Source organism: Bdellovibrio sp. KM01, assembly GCF_013752535.1.
Classification (GTDB): domain Bacteria; phylum Bdellovibrionota; class Bdellovibrionia; order Bdellovibrionales; family Bdellovibrionaceae; genus Bdellovibrio.
On record NZ_CP058348.1, the window covers coordinates 1,846,881 to 1,860,988 of the forward strand.

16 protein-coding genes and 1 tRNA gene are annotated in these 14,108 nt (G+C 45.7%); 6 read left to right on the forward strand and 11 right to left on the reverse strand.

Features of this window, described 5'->3' with window-relative positions:
- The first annotated feature begins 46 nt into the window (after nucleotides 1-46).
- The gene (locus HW988_RS09015; protein WP_181607349.1) at nucleotides 47-1,306 is read left to right on the forward strand and encodes an FtsX-like permease family protein; all 1,260 of its coding nucleotides are present in this window, start codon (nucleotides 47-49) and stop codon (nucleotides 1,304-1,306) included.
- 50 nt (nucleotides 1,307-1,356) lie between these two features.
- On the opposite strand, the gene HW988_RS09020 is transcribed toward HW988_RS09015, so the two are convergent.
- The gene (locus tag HW988_RS09020) at nucleotides 1,357-2,178 is read right to left on the reverse strand and encodes a 2,3,4,5-tetrahydropyridine-2,6-dicarboxylate N-succinyltransferase (RefSeq protein ID WP_181607350.1); all 822 of its coding nucleotides are present in this window, start codon (nucleotides 2,176-2,178) and stop codon (nucleotides 1,357-1,359) included.
- A gap of 12 nt (nucleotides 2,179-2,190) precedes the next feature.
- Nucleotides 2,191-2,895, reverse strand: a complete 705-nt coding sequence (locus HW988_RS09025) for a M14 family zinc carboxypeptidase (protein WP_370468162.1) — start codon at nucleotides 2,893-2,895, stop codon at nucleotides 2,191-2,193.
- On the opposite strand from HW988_RS09025, the gene lysA reads away from it, so the two are divergent.
- Nucleotides 2,889-4,064, forward strand: a complete 1,176-nt coding sequence (gene lysA, locus HW988_RS09030; protein WP_181607354.1) for a diaminopimelate decarboxylase — start codon at nucleotides 2,889-2,891, stop codon at nucleotides 4,062-4,064. The two genes, HW988_RS09025 and lysA, sit on opposite strands and share 7 nt — an antisense overlap.
- Here lysA and murI read toward each other — a convergent pair.
- From murI to HW988_RS09045, 3 genes are read right to left on the reverse strand one after another with little or no spacing between them, the layout of a single operon-like run.
- Nucleotides 4,061-4,861 carry a glutamate racemase gene (murI, locus tag HW988_RS09035; protein WP_181607356.1) on the reverse strand — a complete coding sequence of 267 codons (801 nt, stop codon included), beginning with the start codon at nucleotides 4,859-4,861 and terminating at the stop codon, nucleotides 4,061-4,063. The two genes, lysA and murI, sit on opposite strands and share 4 nt — an antisense overlap.
- A 2-nt stretch (nucleotides 4,862-4,863) precedes the next feature.
- Nucleotides 4,864-5,901 carry a guanosine monophosphate reductase gene (locus tag HW988_RS09040; protein WP_181607357.1) on the reverse strand — a complete coding sequence of 346 codons (1,038 nt, stop codon included), beginning with the start codon at nucleotides 5,899-5,901 and terminating at the stop codon, nucleotides 4,864-4,866.
- Complete coding sequence (locus HW988_RS09045) at nucleotides 5,894-6,571, reverse strand: hypothetical protein (RefSeq protein ID WP_181607359.1); 678 nt, start codon at nucleotides 6,569-6,571, stop codon at nucleotides 5,894-5,896. The genes HW988_RS09040 and HW988_RS09045 overlap by 8 nt, the downstream gene beginning before the upstream one ends.
- A gap of 95 nt (nucleotides 6,572-6,666) precedes the next feature.
- Between HW988_RS09045 and HW988_RS09050 the strand changes: the two genes are divergently transcribed.
- On the forward strand, nucleotides 6,667-7,557 hold the full coding sequence (locus HW988_RS09050; RefSeq protein WP_181607361.1) for an NmrA family NAD(P)-binding protein: 891 nt from the start codon (nucleotides 6,667-6,669) through the stop codon (nucleotides 7,555-7,557).
- A 14-nt stretch (nucleotides 7,558-7,571) separates the two neighbouring features.
- Entirely contained in the window at nucleotides 7,572-8,123 is a 552-nt protein-coding gene (locus HW988_RS09055; protein ID WP_181607362.1) for a HutD family protein, read from the forward strand.
- A 1-nt stretch (nucleotide 8,124) separates the two neighbouring features.
- Here HW988_RS09055 and ydiK read toward each other — a convergent pair whose 3' ends face one another.
- From ydiK to HW988_RS09080, 5 genes are all read right to left on the reverse strand, one after another.
- Nucleotides 8,125-9,264: an AI-2E family transporter YdiK gene (gene ydiK / locus HW988_RS09060; protein WP_181607364.1), complete on the reverse strand. Its 1,140-nt coding sequence runs from the start codon at nucleotides 9,262-9,264 to the stop codon at nucleotides 8,125-8,127.
- A gap of 122 nt (nucleotides 9,265-9,386) precedes the next feature.
- Nucleotides 9,387-9,890, reverse strand: a complete 504-nt coding sequence (locus HW988_RS09065; RefSeq protein WP_181607366.1) for a DUF1993 family protein — start codon at nucleotides 9,888-9,890, stop codon at nucleotides 9,387-9,389.
- 103 nt (nucleotides 9,891-9,993) lie between these two features.
- Nucleotides 9,994-10,353 carry a hypothetical protein gene (locus HW988_RS09070; protein WP_181607367.1) on the reverse strand — a complete coding sequence of 120 codons (360 nt, stop codon included), beginning with the start codon at nucleotides 10,351-10,353 and terminating at the stop codon, nucleotides 9,994-9,996.
- A gap of 14 nt (nucleotides 10,354-10,367) precedes the next feature.
- Nucleotides 10,368-10,733 (reverse strand): hypothetical protein, encoded by a 366-nt coding sequence (locus HW988_RS09075; protein ID WP_181607368.1) that lies wholly within the window; start codon nucleotides 10,731-10,733, stop codon nucleotides 10,368-10,370.
- Nucleotides 10,734-10,835: 102 nt separating this feature from the next.
- A tRNA-Met gene (locus tag HW988_RS09080) sits at nucleotides 10,836-10,912 on the reverse strand.
- 144 nt (nucleotides 10,913-11,056) lie between these two features.
- On the opposite strand from HW988_RS09080, the gene HW988_RS09085 reads away from it, so the two are divergent.
- Both HW988_RS09085 and HW988_RS09090 read left to right on the forward strand, forming a co-directional pair.
- On the forward strand, nucleotides 11,057-11,989 hold the full coding sequence (locus tag HW988_RS09085) for a hypothetical protein (RefSeq protein WP_220128846.1): 933 nt from the start codon (nucleotides 11,057-11,059) through the stop codon (nucleotides 11,987-11,989).
- Nucleotides 11,990-12,001: 12 nt separating this feature from the next.
- Nucleotides 12,002-12,853 (forward strand): SDR family oxidoreductase, encoded by an 852-nt coding sequence (locus HW988_RS09090; protein WP_181607372.1) that lies wholly within the window; start codon nucleotides 12,002-12,004, stop codon nucleotides 12,851-12,853.
- Between the two features lie 16 nt (nucleotides 12,854-12,869).
- Here HW988_RS09090 and HW988_RS09095 read toward each other — a convergent pair whose 3' ends face one another.
- On the reverse strand, nucleotides 12,870-13,913 hold the full coding sequence (locus HW988_RS09095) for a rhodanese domain-containing protein (RefSeq protein WP_181607373.1): 1,044 nt from the start codon (nucleotides 13,911-13,913) through the stop codon (nucleotides 12,870-12,872).
- Nucleotides 13,914-14,108: the final 195 nt, after the last annotated feature.

Sequence of the window (14,108 nt, forward strand, 5' to 3'; positions counted from 1 at the left end):
CCGATAAAACGCTTGAATCCCTAAAATGAAACCATAAGATAAAGAGATGCTAGTTGGGCATCTCTTTCGTCATTTTATCTTCTCAAAACGGGCCGGCGCACTGATTCGTCGAATTGCGTTTTTGTCAATTGGTGGCATCACGGTTAGCGTGACGGCTTTCTTGGTTGTCCTGTTTGTGATGAATGGAATGAATGCCAGCATTCGTAAGCGTATCTTGGGGCTTGAGCCCCATCTTTATGTGACAGTTCCGGGAATGCAAAACGCAATGGGGTTGGAAGCTCACCCCGTATTTTCGAGAATCAAAGAAGACACAACAACTCAAGCCTATGTCTATGAAACACAAGATGTGATTCTGCGTAGTCAGGATGGTCAATTTCGCGGAGCTTTTGCGCGAGGCGTGACTCGCCCGAGTCTTGAGCATTTCATTTCACAGCTGGCTAAGCTTGATGCAGATAAACCGCAAAGTTCTCGCGGAGGACCTCCATCATTTACCTGGGATCCGCAGGATGTTCCTGATGAAGGGGAAGTTGTGTTGGGTGTCGACCTTGCACAATCACTGGGTGTATTTGAAGGTGATTTTATCACTGTGGTTTCGCCATCGGGATTGTTGTTGCCTCCCGGAGAAACTCCTAAGTTTGAACGAGTGCGAATTAAACGCGTGGTAACGACAAGTTTGACTGACGTGGATTCTCAATATCTTTTTTATCAGCGCGGTAAGGCCTTGAAGGCTTTGGGTGGCGGGGATTTAAAGAAAATGGGTATTGAGATGTGGCTTGCTGACGAAGGCCGCGTTGATAGCGTTAAAAATGATTTGATGAAGTTTACGGATGTGCAGGTTGAGACTTGGATGGATCGTAACTCGGCATTGTTTTATGCCTTGAAATTAGAAAAGCTAACCATTGGTGTATTTTTAGGTTTGGCGGGGATGATTGCGGCAAGTTCCATCTTAACGGTACTGGCGCTGCTGTTATCGCAAAAGCGCCGTGATATTGCGATTCTTAGAACGATTGGTTTGTCAGGGAAAGAAACTGTGAAGATCTTCACACAAATGGGTTTTTTCCTTTCGGGAGCCGGTGTTGTCATGGGCACGATTTTGGGCACAGGGCTCAGCTTGTATGTACAAAAAAATCCTATCAACATGTGGTCCTCACAAGTTTTTTACGATACGAGCATTCCAGCTCTGGTGGACTGGTGGTTGGTTGTAGGGGTTATTGTGGTAAGTTCCGCGATTGCTTATTTTGGATCTTACATACCGGCACGTACAGCTTCGGATGTTCAACCTTCAGAAGCTTTGCGAGTGAAATAAAAAAAGCCCAACGATGTGTTGGGCTTTTTAGTTTAAGGTGTCTTTTAAATCTAAACGCTGACTTGGAAATCTCTCAAAGCATCGGTTAAGGATGTCTTAAGATCCGTACTTGGTTTGCGCTGACCAATGATCAATGCGCAAGGAACGCCGAATTCGCCAGCTGGGAACTTTTTCATTTGCGTTCCTGGAATGACGACCGAGTTCGCTGGAACGCGACCTTTGCTTTCAACAGGTTTGTTGCCTGTGACGTCGATGATTTTTGTGCTCGCCGTGATTGTAACGCCCGCTCCAAGAACCGCGCCTTCTTCGATTACAGCACCTTCAACAACGATACAACGGCTGCCGATAAATGCATTGTCTTCAATGATAACTGGAGAAGCTTGAACGGGTTCAAGAACTCCACCGATGCCCACGCCACCAGAAAGATGGACGTTTTTACCGATCTGAGCGCAGGAGCCCACAGTAGCCCAGGTGTCGACCATTGTGCCAGCACCCACGTAAGCACCGATGTTTACGTAAGAAGGCATCAAGATTGCACCTTTTTCGATGAAAGAACCCTTACGTGCCAATGCGTGAGGAACCACGCGCACGCCGTCTTCTTCAGACCATTTTTTTACTGGGATTTTATCGAAATAAGTAAAGTCTCCGGCTTGCATCACGGTCATGTGCTGAACGCGGAAATAAAGAAGGATGGCTTTTTTAACCCACTCATTCACAATCCAGGTTTTGTCTTTTTTTTCAGCTACGCGCAAGCGGCCTGCATCCAGACCTTCGATTACTTCAAAGATCACTTTAAGGTCATTCGCCATCAATTGATCAACGCGTTTGCCATTTTGAATTTCTGTATAGAGTTGTTCAACAGATTGTTGCATCTCGGAGTCTCCTTACTTGTCGTAAACTTTCAAAGCGTCCAGAATTGCCGGAACGTGGATTTTAATAATGTCTTCAGCTGATTGGCCGCGCTCAATTTCGTAAGTCAAAGTCGGGCACGGTCTTTCAAGGCCCGCATAAGTGCCAAGGCAGCCCGGAGTTGGGTAGCCGATGTCATCGTCGATTTTATAACCTGTATGCTTAGCTAGTACATTTGCAAACTCGTAGCAGTCACCATTGACGTTTAAAACGGGCTGCCAAGAGTGAAGCGAAAGAACCAGTTTTGGTTTTTTCTGTTCAAGATAAGTCATTAAGCCGTGGTTCTCAGTTTCGCTGCCCGCTTTGGGTCCCGGATGATAGCGAGGAGTCTTGATTTCCGGAGACCAATCTTTCGTTGGCAGGTTGCGATTCAAATCAACACCGTTACCATTGCCACGAGTTTTGTAAATGACTCCCTCGAGATTGAACTGAGGGACCACAGTCAAAGTGAATTTGTGATCGAAAGATTTCATGAAGTGCTTAAGAAGTTCTTGAGCACAGATTACGCCTTCGATTTCATCGCCATGCACGCCACCCAGGATCAGCAGTTCGGGACCCGGGCCGTTTCCGAATTCGTAAGCCAGTACTGGCATGCCTTTGGAGGTGTAAGTAAAAATAGAAGTTTTCATGACAAACGTCCTTTGTTCGGCAATGATGTTAGCACGAGGTTTTTGTGGAATACATCAATAATGAGCTTCATTTTGGGCCCGGTAAAAAGAAATTATCTTCATTATGTGCGAACTACATTCGCCCGATCTATGTCTACGACCTTGATTTCATTCGCAGCCGCTTTAAGCAGATGGCAGAAGCTCTTGCTGGCGTGCGTTTATATTTCGCCGTGAAAGCCAACCCGAATCCTCAGGTTTTGCAATGTTTGAAGTCAGCTGGTGCGGGGGCCGATGTTGTTTCCTTGGGGGAAATCAAACGCGCCTTAGAAAGTGGTTTTCTGCCTGAGGACATCGTTTATTCTGGCGTTGGAAAAACTCGCCATGAAATTACAGAAGCGCTTCAACTCGGCGTTTTGCAGATCAACGTGGAAAGCTTGCCCGAGCTTGAGCGTATCGGTGAAATCGCTGAAAAATTGGGCAAAAAAGCTCATGTGGCTTTGCGCTTGAATCCTGATGTGAGTATTCAAACTCATCCCTATATTGCGACGGGATTGCGCGATAATAAATTCGGTATGGAACTGTCTATGATTCCAGAGTTGACGACCTGTTTGAAAAAATATGCGAACTCGTTGGAGCTCGTCGGTGTGAGTTTGCATTTGGGATCTCAAATGTTGGAGTTTTCTGGTTACCAGGAAGCTTTGATGAAGCTTAAGGAAGTGTTTAAAGCCCTGCAGAAAGACTTCCCGACCCTTCGTCGTTTTGATTTCGGTGGCGGCCTGGGAGTTGTTTATGAAAAACAAGATCTGGAGATGGAGGCGCGTCTTTTAAAAGAATATGCGGGAATTACTGAAGAGATTCTTTCGGATCTAAAGTGCGAGCTGCAATCAGAGCCGGGTCGCTGGTTGGTCGCTCACGCTGGAACTTTATTGACTCAAGTTCAATATGTGAAAAAGACCTCTGCGAAAACTTTCATCATCGTGGATACGGGAATGAACCATCTGATTCGTCCTTCGCTTTATGAAGCGGAACACTTGATCAAGCCTTTGATAAAGTCAGCAAAACAAATCAAGTGCGATGTCGTCGGTCCTATCTGCGAATCTTCAGATTTCTTTTTGAAAGACTATGAAATGGATGAAGTTAAAGAGGGAGATTTCTTGGCTGTTTTGGATTCCGGGGCCTATGGTTACTCGATGGCGAGCACGTATAATCTTCAGGAACTTCCTTTAGAAGTCTGTATCTAAACCAAGTCCACCACTCGAAACTCATCAGCTTTGATGGGTTTCAAAATCTTAAGAGCCATCTCGGTAAAATGTGCTGAAGAATCGGTCGTCATGATTTCAATCTTCTGACGGTTGTCTTTGGAATTCATTTGTAAGCGATTTTTGCTAAAGTCGCGATTTAACCAGCGAGCAATGGCCTCGCCAGAGTCCACCAATTCAATGGATGAACCTGTCACTCGGGCGATTGAATTTTTCAACAAGGGATAGTGTGTGCATCCCAAAATCAAGGTATCAATCGAGTGTTGAAGGATCTGGCTTAAGTATCGGAACACAATGAGATTCGTGACCGGATCAGAATCCCAACCCTCTTCCGCTAAAGGCACGAAAAGGGGGCAAGCTTGATCAATTACTTGAGCAGTGGGTTCTAACTCTAAAATTTTATGACTGTAGGCTTTGCTGTTGATGGTCGCTCTGGTTCCGAGAACGCCGATCCGTTTGGTTTCGCTTACTTCAATGGCTCGCTGAGCACCAGGACCAATCACGTTATAAATTGGAAGCCCCTCAAGCTCTGGTTCCGGAACTTGTGTGGAGGCTGTATTGCACGCAATCACGATGGCTTTTACATCGAGTCGTTTTAGAAACGAAATATTTTGCTCTGAGTATTTGCGAATGGTGTGCGCAGATTTGGATCCATAGGGAAGGCGTGCGGTGTCGCCCAGGTAGAGAAAATTCTCCTGGGGAAACTGCAGGGCCAGTTCTTTAAGAACAGTGAGGCCCCCGATGCCTGAATCAAATACCCCTATGGGTCTGGAATCCATTTTTACTTCACTCCGTGTGCGCGAGACTCAGAGATACCATTGGAAGACATTTCCATAAAGAGGGCTTTCTCTTTTATCTCAGCAATGCTCGTTGCATTGATGTAGCTCATGCCGGAACGAATGCCACCCGTGACTTCGTGGATAACGTCTTTAACGTGTCCTTTGACATTTACTTGAGTTGATTCGCCCTCTGGAGCCATTCCTTCTGGAACGCCACCACGCCAAGATTCTTGTGCGGATTTAGAAGCCATGCCGCGATATTGCTTTTTGCCGTTTTTAATTTCTCCCGGAGTTTCAATTGTCCCAGAAAGCATAGATCCAAGCATCACTGTGCTTGCGCCAGCTGCGAATGCCTTGACCATGTCGCCAGAAGTACGGATACCGCCGTCAGCGATCACAGGAACATCATGGGACGCAGCAACTTCCGCGCATAAAGCGATAGCTGTTAATTGAGGAACTCCACATCCCGTGATGATGCGAGTTGTGCACATGGATCCTGGTCCGATACCAACTTTGATAGCATCAGCGCCAGCTTCGATCAGATCGTGAGCTGCATCTGGAGTTGCCATGTTGCCGGCAATTAAATCAACTTTTGGATATGTATCTTTAAGCCATTTCATCGTTTCCATCATTTGCACGGAGTGGCCGTGAGCGATGTCGATCGTGATGATGTTCACGCCGGCTTCAACCAATGCTTTCGAGCGAGTTTTGAACTCTTCACCCACGCCAACGCTTGCAGAAATAAGTTTTAGACCTGCTTCTTTCAAGCGACGTGCTTGCGCAGCTTGCTCTTCGATTGGAAGGAAGCGGTGAAGGATGCCCATGCCACCCAATTGGTGCATCGCCAGGGCCATGTCGAACTCTGTCACCATGTCCATGTTGGCGCTGATGATGGGAGTGTCCATTGTAAAGTTACGAGTTACTTTCGTCGTCAATTGGGGGTCGCGACGGGAGCGCACATCTGAACGTACCGGGATAATAAGAACATCATCAAAGGTTAAACCTTTGCCGCGCGATTTGATATCTTTCCAATTAAACATGAGAGTCATGTCGTCTTACCTCGTCTTGAAATACATTAAATAAAAGCTGAGTTGAAATAATAAGCAAATAAGTGTCCAGCAAGTTTAAAAGAAGACTTGCCACGGGGGTCTTCCATAGCAAGCGATAGGAATCAAATACGCTCGCCAAAAGGAGTGGAATAAAAAGATGGAAGAAAATAAGAATACCGATGATTTTAAACCAGTGTCTTCTAAAAACATACGAAGAGGCTTTTAGTGCATCGATCTTGCCTTCGTCATAGCGAGTGGAGCTTGTGACCACCATTGGAACCAGGCTGTACTCAAGATACTTCCAGATGCCTGGAACAATGAACAACAGGGACCACATGAGGGTTTTGCCCCAAGTGCGAAGTGTTTCGATAAAAATCTGGTTGATGTACTTGGCGTAAAAGTCGTTCAAGCTTTCAACGAAGCGACTGACTTGCATGGCGTACAAAGTGGTCGTCATCAAAAGGATCGGAAAGATGATGCTGCTGATAACTGACAAAAATCCAAACCAATAAACTTGCGGAGCGGCTCCCAAAGGATCGCGTAAAGCGTCTTCGACTTTGATATTTAGAAACTGGTCGATGTTAGTAGACAGCACCACAAGGATGAATAAAGGAAAGGCAACTTTTTTAAAAACCTTGAGGTTCTCGGTAAAGAATTTCACCACCCAACTAAATCGAGAAACCAGAGGGGAGTCAAGCGGACCTTTGCTAATATACACCTCCCCAATAAGGCGCGTTTCCGAGATAATAAGAACCTATGCAAGAAAAAGTATTAGTCACCGGTGCCACCGGAAGTATCGGCCGTGAGTTGGTGGGACGCCTTCATGATAGGCGGGCTCATTTTGTTGCTGCTAGTCATCAGGAGTCAGTCTTTACCCCTGAGGTGCGGCATCTGCAATGGGACTTGGGACAGAAATCTTTGGTACAAGAGGCAGTGAGGGATATCGATGTCCTGTTTCTGCTTTTGCCGATTTCTGAGTCCATGTTGCTTTATGCTCAAAATGCGATACTTGCTGCTAAAAATTCGGGCGTTAAATTTATGATCTTAAGTTCCATTATGGGAGCGGATACGGAGTCGCATTTTCTACTTCACCGGATGCATGGCGAAATCGAAGAGATGGCTCGAGAGAGTAAGATTCCTTTGGTGATTCTGCGGCCGAATGTATTCATGCAGAATTTCGTGACTCGCCATACGGAGTCGATTCGACAGGGAGCTTTGTTTCTGCCTGAAAGTGAAGCAAAAAGTTCCTATGTGGATGTGCGCGATATCGCAGATGTGGCAATCAAGGTGATTGAAAATCCCTGGTTGTACGAGAATCGCGTGATTGATCTGACGGGGCCAGAGGCTTTAAGCAACGAAGATGTCTTAGCGAAAATCTCGCGAACCTTGGGACGACGGGTGACCTATGTTCCGGTGACCGAGGCAGCGACCCAGCATCGTCTTGTGCGAGAAGGGTTAAGCTCGTGGATGACTGATGCCTATTTAAGCCTTCATCGTGCTGCCAGAGAAGGCATGACCGCGATGGTTCATCCTAGCAATCAGCAAGTTCGGGGAGTGGCAGCGAGGAGTTTTGATCAGTTCTGCACGGAGATGAGTCATTTATGGAAGGCTCCTTTTTCAGAAGATTTGCGTGAGGCGAGTCTCTGAATTAGTATTTTGGAATGATCACTTATTTGCCAAAAGCTTCCTATAAAATTATGCCTTGGAAAAATGGAAAGGGTCTGACTTCGCAAATTGCGTTAGGACCCGAAGGCTCGTCATTTCCTGATAACTTCTCATGGAGAATCAGTTCGGCACAAGTTAATAGCAATGATCCATTTTCCAAATTTTCTGGGTGTGATCGTTTGTTGATGGTGACTCAGGGGGCGGGACTTTCCCTGAATGGAAGTCATTTATTGCCTCTTCAGGTTATTTCATTCGCCGGTGAAACAGAAATTCAAGCTGAGCTTATTGAAGGTCCTGTTGTTGATTTGGGAGTCATCTTTAAAAGAGATTCTGTGCGTGCAGAAATGAAAGTCTTGAATCTTTCAGAAATTGCTGAGTTGTCGCTGGAAGATGGAATTCATTTTATTTTTTGTTTGCGGGGGCGCTTGAATGTTCAGGATTTGATGATTCATGCTGAAGACACTGTCCGGATCGAGAAACAGTCGGTAATTAAACTTGATGGGCTTAATCACAGTTCCTATGTTTTGATTTCTATTTTCCCAGCTTAGATCAATGATCCAAGGGTTTTTCTTTAGAAGGAGGAGTGACTTTTGGCCTTATTGCATGTGGCAACGGTTTGATGTTCGCGACTAACTCCAACTCAATTCTTTGTTCGGTCACCCAGGATTCCAAAAGTCGGTAAGTCACAGCTAAGATGACGGGTCCAATAAAAAGGCCAATGGGTCCGAAAGATAATAAACCTCCGATGACCCCCGCAAGAATCAGAATCATAGGAAGATCTGCACCTTTGTGAATTAAAACGGGTCTTATAAAATTATCAATGGCTGTGACGAACAATGCCCAAACCAAGAGACTTGTTGCGACGACAGTTTGATCTTTAAAATAAAGCCAACCCACTGCAATCAGCATCGGGATGATGACACCAATTTGAGCAATGCAAAGAATAAAAGCCACTGCGGTTAAAACTCCGGGCAATGGAACATCTGTCAGAAAAAGACCGATACCTGCTAATGCTGTCTGAATTGCAGCAGTGATAACGATGCCCATAGCGACGGCTTTTACGGATTGTGCCGCTAAAATGACGGCGTGATCTCCGCGTTCTCCCGCGAGGCGAATAAAGAATTTTCGAATTCCATTGGCGGCGGTTTCACCTGTGGCATACAGAAATCCTGTCAACCCCAGAGTTAGCAAAAGATAGACGAAGAACAGTGATGCTTCCTTGGCAGCAGTTGCCATATAGTTCATGGCAGACAGAGAAAACGCACGAACCTGTTCTGTGATGTAAGTCGGATCTTTAGCTCCAAACTCGGCCCACTTTTCACTGATTTTTGGTCCAACCAAAGGCATTGTCGTTACAAATTCAGGCAGTGGCGGCAGTTGTTTGTTGGGAAGCTCTCGTAACCAGGCGATGCCGTCATCCACGTGAGTGAAAAGAATGTACGCGCCAGCTCCTATGGGAGCGATAACGAGTGCTGCCATAGCAATCATCATGATCGTGATGGCGAGGCCACGTCGGCCGCCCATTCTGCGTGTGAGTTTTTCTAAAAGAGGCCATGTTGTGATGGTTATCATCGCCGCCCAAAACAGGGACGGAATAAAGGGCGACAGCACCCAAAGGCTTACTAGACCCAACGAAAGAATAACGATCGAAGTCAGGAGAGTTTTTGTGATCGGTGTGGATGTTTGCATGACATCAGCGTACACCCACGATGAAACTCGGCAATTCAATCAGCGCAAAAATGAGACCTTACAAAAATCGGCCCCGACTTTAGAGTCGAGGCCTTAATTTCCAGAAATAAATTCGGGGCGGATTACTTAAGGGAAAGTGTTCCCAAGAAATCTTTTTTGCCCAGGTCTACGCCGTTATGGCGAAGAATCGCGTAAGCCGTCGTCATGTGGAAATAGAAGTTTGGAATGGCGTGCTCATTTGCGTAGTCTTCACCCATCATGTGTTTACCTTCCCAGCGCGGGTTGGTGATTTGCTTTGTTTTCGCTTGCTCAAAGTTCGCAGGCTTCAGCGTCTGCAGATATTTGATGGTGTTTGCAATGCGTTCTTTAATTTCAGGAAGAGTTGTTTCTTTGTCTTCAAAGACAGGAGCTTCAATACCCGTCAAGCGAGCTGACGCAAGCTTCGCAGTGTCGCAAGCGATCTGAATCTGACGCATCAAGGGAAATTGATCCGGCGCCAGGCGAGAGTTCAATAGAACTTCGGGTTGGAACTTTTTTGCATCAGCAAATTGAGCGCTTTTGTCTAAGAAATTATTCAGGTTGCCGAGCATTTTCGTGAATTGAACTACAAGAGTATCGTACATCATAAAGTCTCCTTTGATAGTCAAAAGGTAGGATTATAATGTAACCTTGTCTAACACAAATGAGTATCGACACAAAGTTCCAGTCGGAGTTTGTGTCGACGGGTCTTTATTTCTGTGTGGGCATCGGAAGGCATTCCATGATTTCCACAGACTCGCCAGGAAAGATTGTGAAATGCGGATGGTTCAAAAACATTTTTGCAGCTGCTTCGTGGGATTCAGCTTCGACAACTGTGAATGCAGTGATCATATTGTGAGAGTCGGAAACGCCATCTTTATTGGCTAATTTCGTTTTGCCGATGGGAGTGCCCATATCCACGATCTCTTTGTGATGCTCTTGTCCCCATTTTTGCCAAGCTTCCATGCCAGCTTTTTCTAAGGACTTTCTTTTTTCTTCGGGGAGTTTGTCCCACTCAGCCTTTTTGGAGGAGTTCGGAGATCCCATATAGGTCGCTAAAAATCTTTTCATGCGTTCTCCAAAATTTAAAACTTGCAGGTTCCTGGAATTTCGCGCGTCGGTCCAGACATGGAGGGATTGATTAGTTTGGATTTCATGGGACCATTTGCGACGGGCAGCTGAACCTTCATATGAATTTCATTTTGAGGATCGTCTTTAAAGAAGATCACATTCAATAATTCGCCACTCTCCGGTGTCAGCGCCGTAACCGGAGCGTCCTTCGCAGGAGTTTGAAAAAGAGCGACTGATGCGTGATCAGCTGGAACGCCTTCAGGGGAAAGTTCCATGCGAACAGTTCCTGCCGGAGCTCCATAGAAACTAAAATCGCAGTTCATCATCGCAGCCATCGCAAGATTTGGGAGCAAAAGAATAAAGACAATAAATGTTTTCATGTTTTAAGTTTAGGTGTGGATAATTGAGATGTAAATGCTGATATTGAACAGACAAAGCTGTAAAAATGGAAAAGGCCCCAAGGTTTACCTTGGAGCCTTTATTGGTTGCGGGGGCAGGATTTGAACCTACGGCCTTCGGGTTATGAGCCCGACGAGCTACCAGACTGCTCCACCCCGCGACAGTGACAAGTGAATGTCTGAGCAGTTAGTTGTAGTCACTTAACCACCCTGGGTCAATCACTCATTTGTTAATTTATGAAATGGCTCCTCGTATCATTGCCTCTAATTTGCTCATCCAAGGCGATTGTGCTCTAGTTGAAGGCATGAATTGGAAAAAACTTCTTAAAATCACAGCAATTTGCGTTTCATCCGTCATCGTCGTTTTTGGAATTTTGGGAGTATGGCTCCTAACAAAGCTTCCGGGACCTTCCCAAGTAAAACAAGTTTTGGATTCGTCAGCGAGTAAATTGGAAGAAAAAGCTCAACTTGCAGAAGCGAAACATCCAACGAAAATCGAAGACACTTATGCCGTCGAAGAAAAGCAGGCGACACAAGAGCTGTCTGCCCAAACTGAAACGAAAACTCATCATCAAACCACCAAAATGGATATGTACGTGATCTTAAACGATCTCGCTAATCCTGATGCGCCAGTTGTTTCAGCATGCCGCGATCTTGCCCGTGCCGGGGAGAGTGGTTTCTTTCCCAAGCGAACCGACAGAACCGCAGTTAAATTCCTGGATTCCATTGTTAAGCCACAAAAAGATCCCGTACTGGAATCGGTTGCTCCCTTTTTGCGATACGTGTTTCGCGCGCCGGGTGTAAAAGAGATGATTCAGCTTTCGCAAAACGCCCAAGGCGACGATAGTTTGTTTCAAAAAGCAGAGTTTTACAAAGAAGCTTACCGGGCAGCGAATTTCCTTCGCAATAACACACAAGAGATGAATCAGGTGGTCCAAAAGTCCTACAATCTGCATATGTTTGCAAAGGCCGTGGCGTTGAACCCGCAGCTTGCCAATGACAATGCAGCGATGAACTTCTGTGAGCAGATGGAAAAAAGTCTGACGGAAAATCAAAGTCTGAATGTTGAAGAGCAAGTTCAAGAAATGCAAAAATTCCTGCAAGATGCTGGTATAGACGCAAAATCAATTGGTTTCGACCCGAAATATCGTGCTCACGTCCAGTCCGAGTTTTCTAAGAACTCGCTGATGGTGACTGATAGTTGGCTGAAAGAACTGGTCAGCAAGGGTATGTTCTAAAAGGAGAACTTTTTGAAACAAGTTTTGATCACGGGCGCTTCAACAGGAATTGGATTTGATCTTACCAGAACCCTTTGTGAAAAGGGCTACAAGGTTTGGGCGGGAGTCCGCAAGCCTGAATCACTGGACAGGTTGACCGAGGATTTTGGCGGCTTACTCACGGTGCTTAAGCTTGATGTCACCAACGCGCATGATATCGAAAAGGCGTTCAAAATTGTTCAAAGCGAGATGAACAAAAATCAGGAATTGATTCTGGTAAATAACGCCGGAATTGCCTTCGGTGGGCCGATAGAGGGCCTGAGCATCGAGGAATGGAAAAAAGTATTTGATGTGAATCTTTTTGGCATGGTCGAAATGACGAGTGTCTTTTTACCACTAATTCGTCAAACCAAAGGTCGCGTGATTAATATGGGCTCCATCAGTGGGCGAGTTGCTGCGCCTTTTATGGGGCCGTACTCGACTTCCAAATTTGCAGTGAAAGCTTTTACGGACAGTTTACGTCGCGAAACGGCCCCTCTGGGGGTGCATGTATCTCTTATTGAAGCGGGCCCCATCCGTACGGAAATCTGGTCGAAATCCATTGATGCTGCAGACGAAGCTGCAAAAAAGCTTGCCCCTGAAGTACGCGAGGTTTACGGCGCAATGCTGTCCGCTCTGCGTGAAGGTGTTATCGAGACTGCAAAGGACGCAGTGCCGGTGCAAAATGTGACGATGGCGATTTTGCATGCCATTCAAAGTCGAATTCCCCGTGTTAATTATCTTGTGGGTAAAAATATCAAGCTACAGGCTGGATTTATGAAATTCATGTCCACCAAAATGGTGGACCGAGTGATTAAGAAAAGTCTGCGCTTTCATAAAAGTTAAGCGCAGACGACACAAACTATTCTTTCGTGGAAACTGTTTGTGCTTCACCTTTGTCGTTCAGTTGAACAACTTTGGTTTTGCTGACACGGATGGTGGGAATGTCACTAATACCTTCGGCCTTCATTTTTTCAATATTGAATGGAACGATTTGCTTACGAGCTTTTTTGCCAGGGTGAAGTTTCAGACCGTGAGCGCAGTTTCTGGAACAAGTGTCTTTTTTAAACTCAAGTTCAAAGCAATTCACGCAAACCATGCCCGGTTCATCACAACGTAAGCATTGAATTTTGATTTCAGATGGCTGGCCGCAGTGAGGGCACAAGCCGTATTTTGTCGAAGGTTTCAAATCTTGATCAACAGCCACTCGGTGGTCGAATACGAAACACTCGCCTTCGTATTGATCGTTTGGATACTCATTTAAATAATTTAAAATCCCGCCTTCAAGTTGGAATACGTTGTCGTAACCTTTGTCTTGAAGTTCCAAAATGCCTTTTTCGCAACGGATGCCGCCGGTGCAGAAGATTAACATCTTCTTGTCCTTAGGAATTCCTTGAGCCTCGATGTATTGGGGGAAGTCTGTGAATTTTTCGATATTTGGATTCAAAGCGCCCTTGAAGGTGCCGATTTTGTACTCGTACCAGTTGCGGGTGTCGATCATCACGTAATCAGATTCTTCCTTCATCACTTTGTTCCATTCAGTCGGAGTCAAATGATGGTTCACGCCTTCTGGCGGTTGCATTTCAGGAATACCTGTCGTCACGATCTCTTCGCGGATTTTAACTTTGAAGCGGCGGAAGGGAGCTTTGTCAGAATAAGAATCTTTATAGAACTGAGTCGGCTTGTGGAAATATTCGCGAACGAACTGCTTCCATGCTTCAAAAGATTCTGCGGTAACTGCTGACACCGTGGAGTTATAACCTTCAGTTCCTAAAATGATCAGACCTTTCACATTCAGCTCTTCAGCCTTGGTTTCCAGATCTAATTTAACTTGTTCGGGATTTGCGATTTTTTGGAAGCTATAAAAAGTCGTAACATAATGCTTTGGAGCATTTTCGGTCGTCATATTATCACCTTCAGTTGTCCCTATCCGGTTCCAAACCAGGGGGAGTTGTTAGTTCGAAGAGAGTTATAATGCCCCGGTGGTCCCTCGCGCAAGAGGTAAAAAGACAGCGGGCGTTAATTCCATCCCGGGAGGGGATTCCCTTGCCCCTCTGGGTGTGATCGAATAAAACGGATTTTTACAGTCAATTTAAAGGTT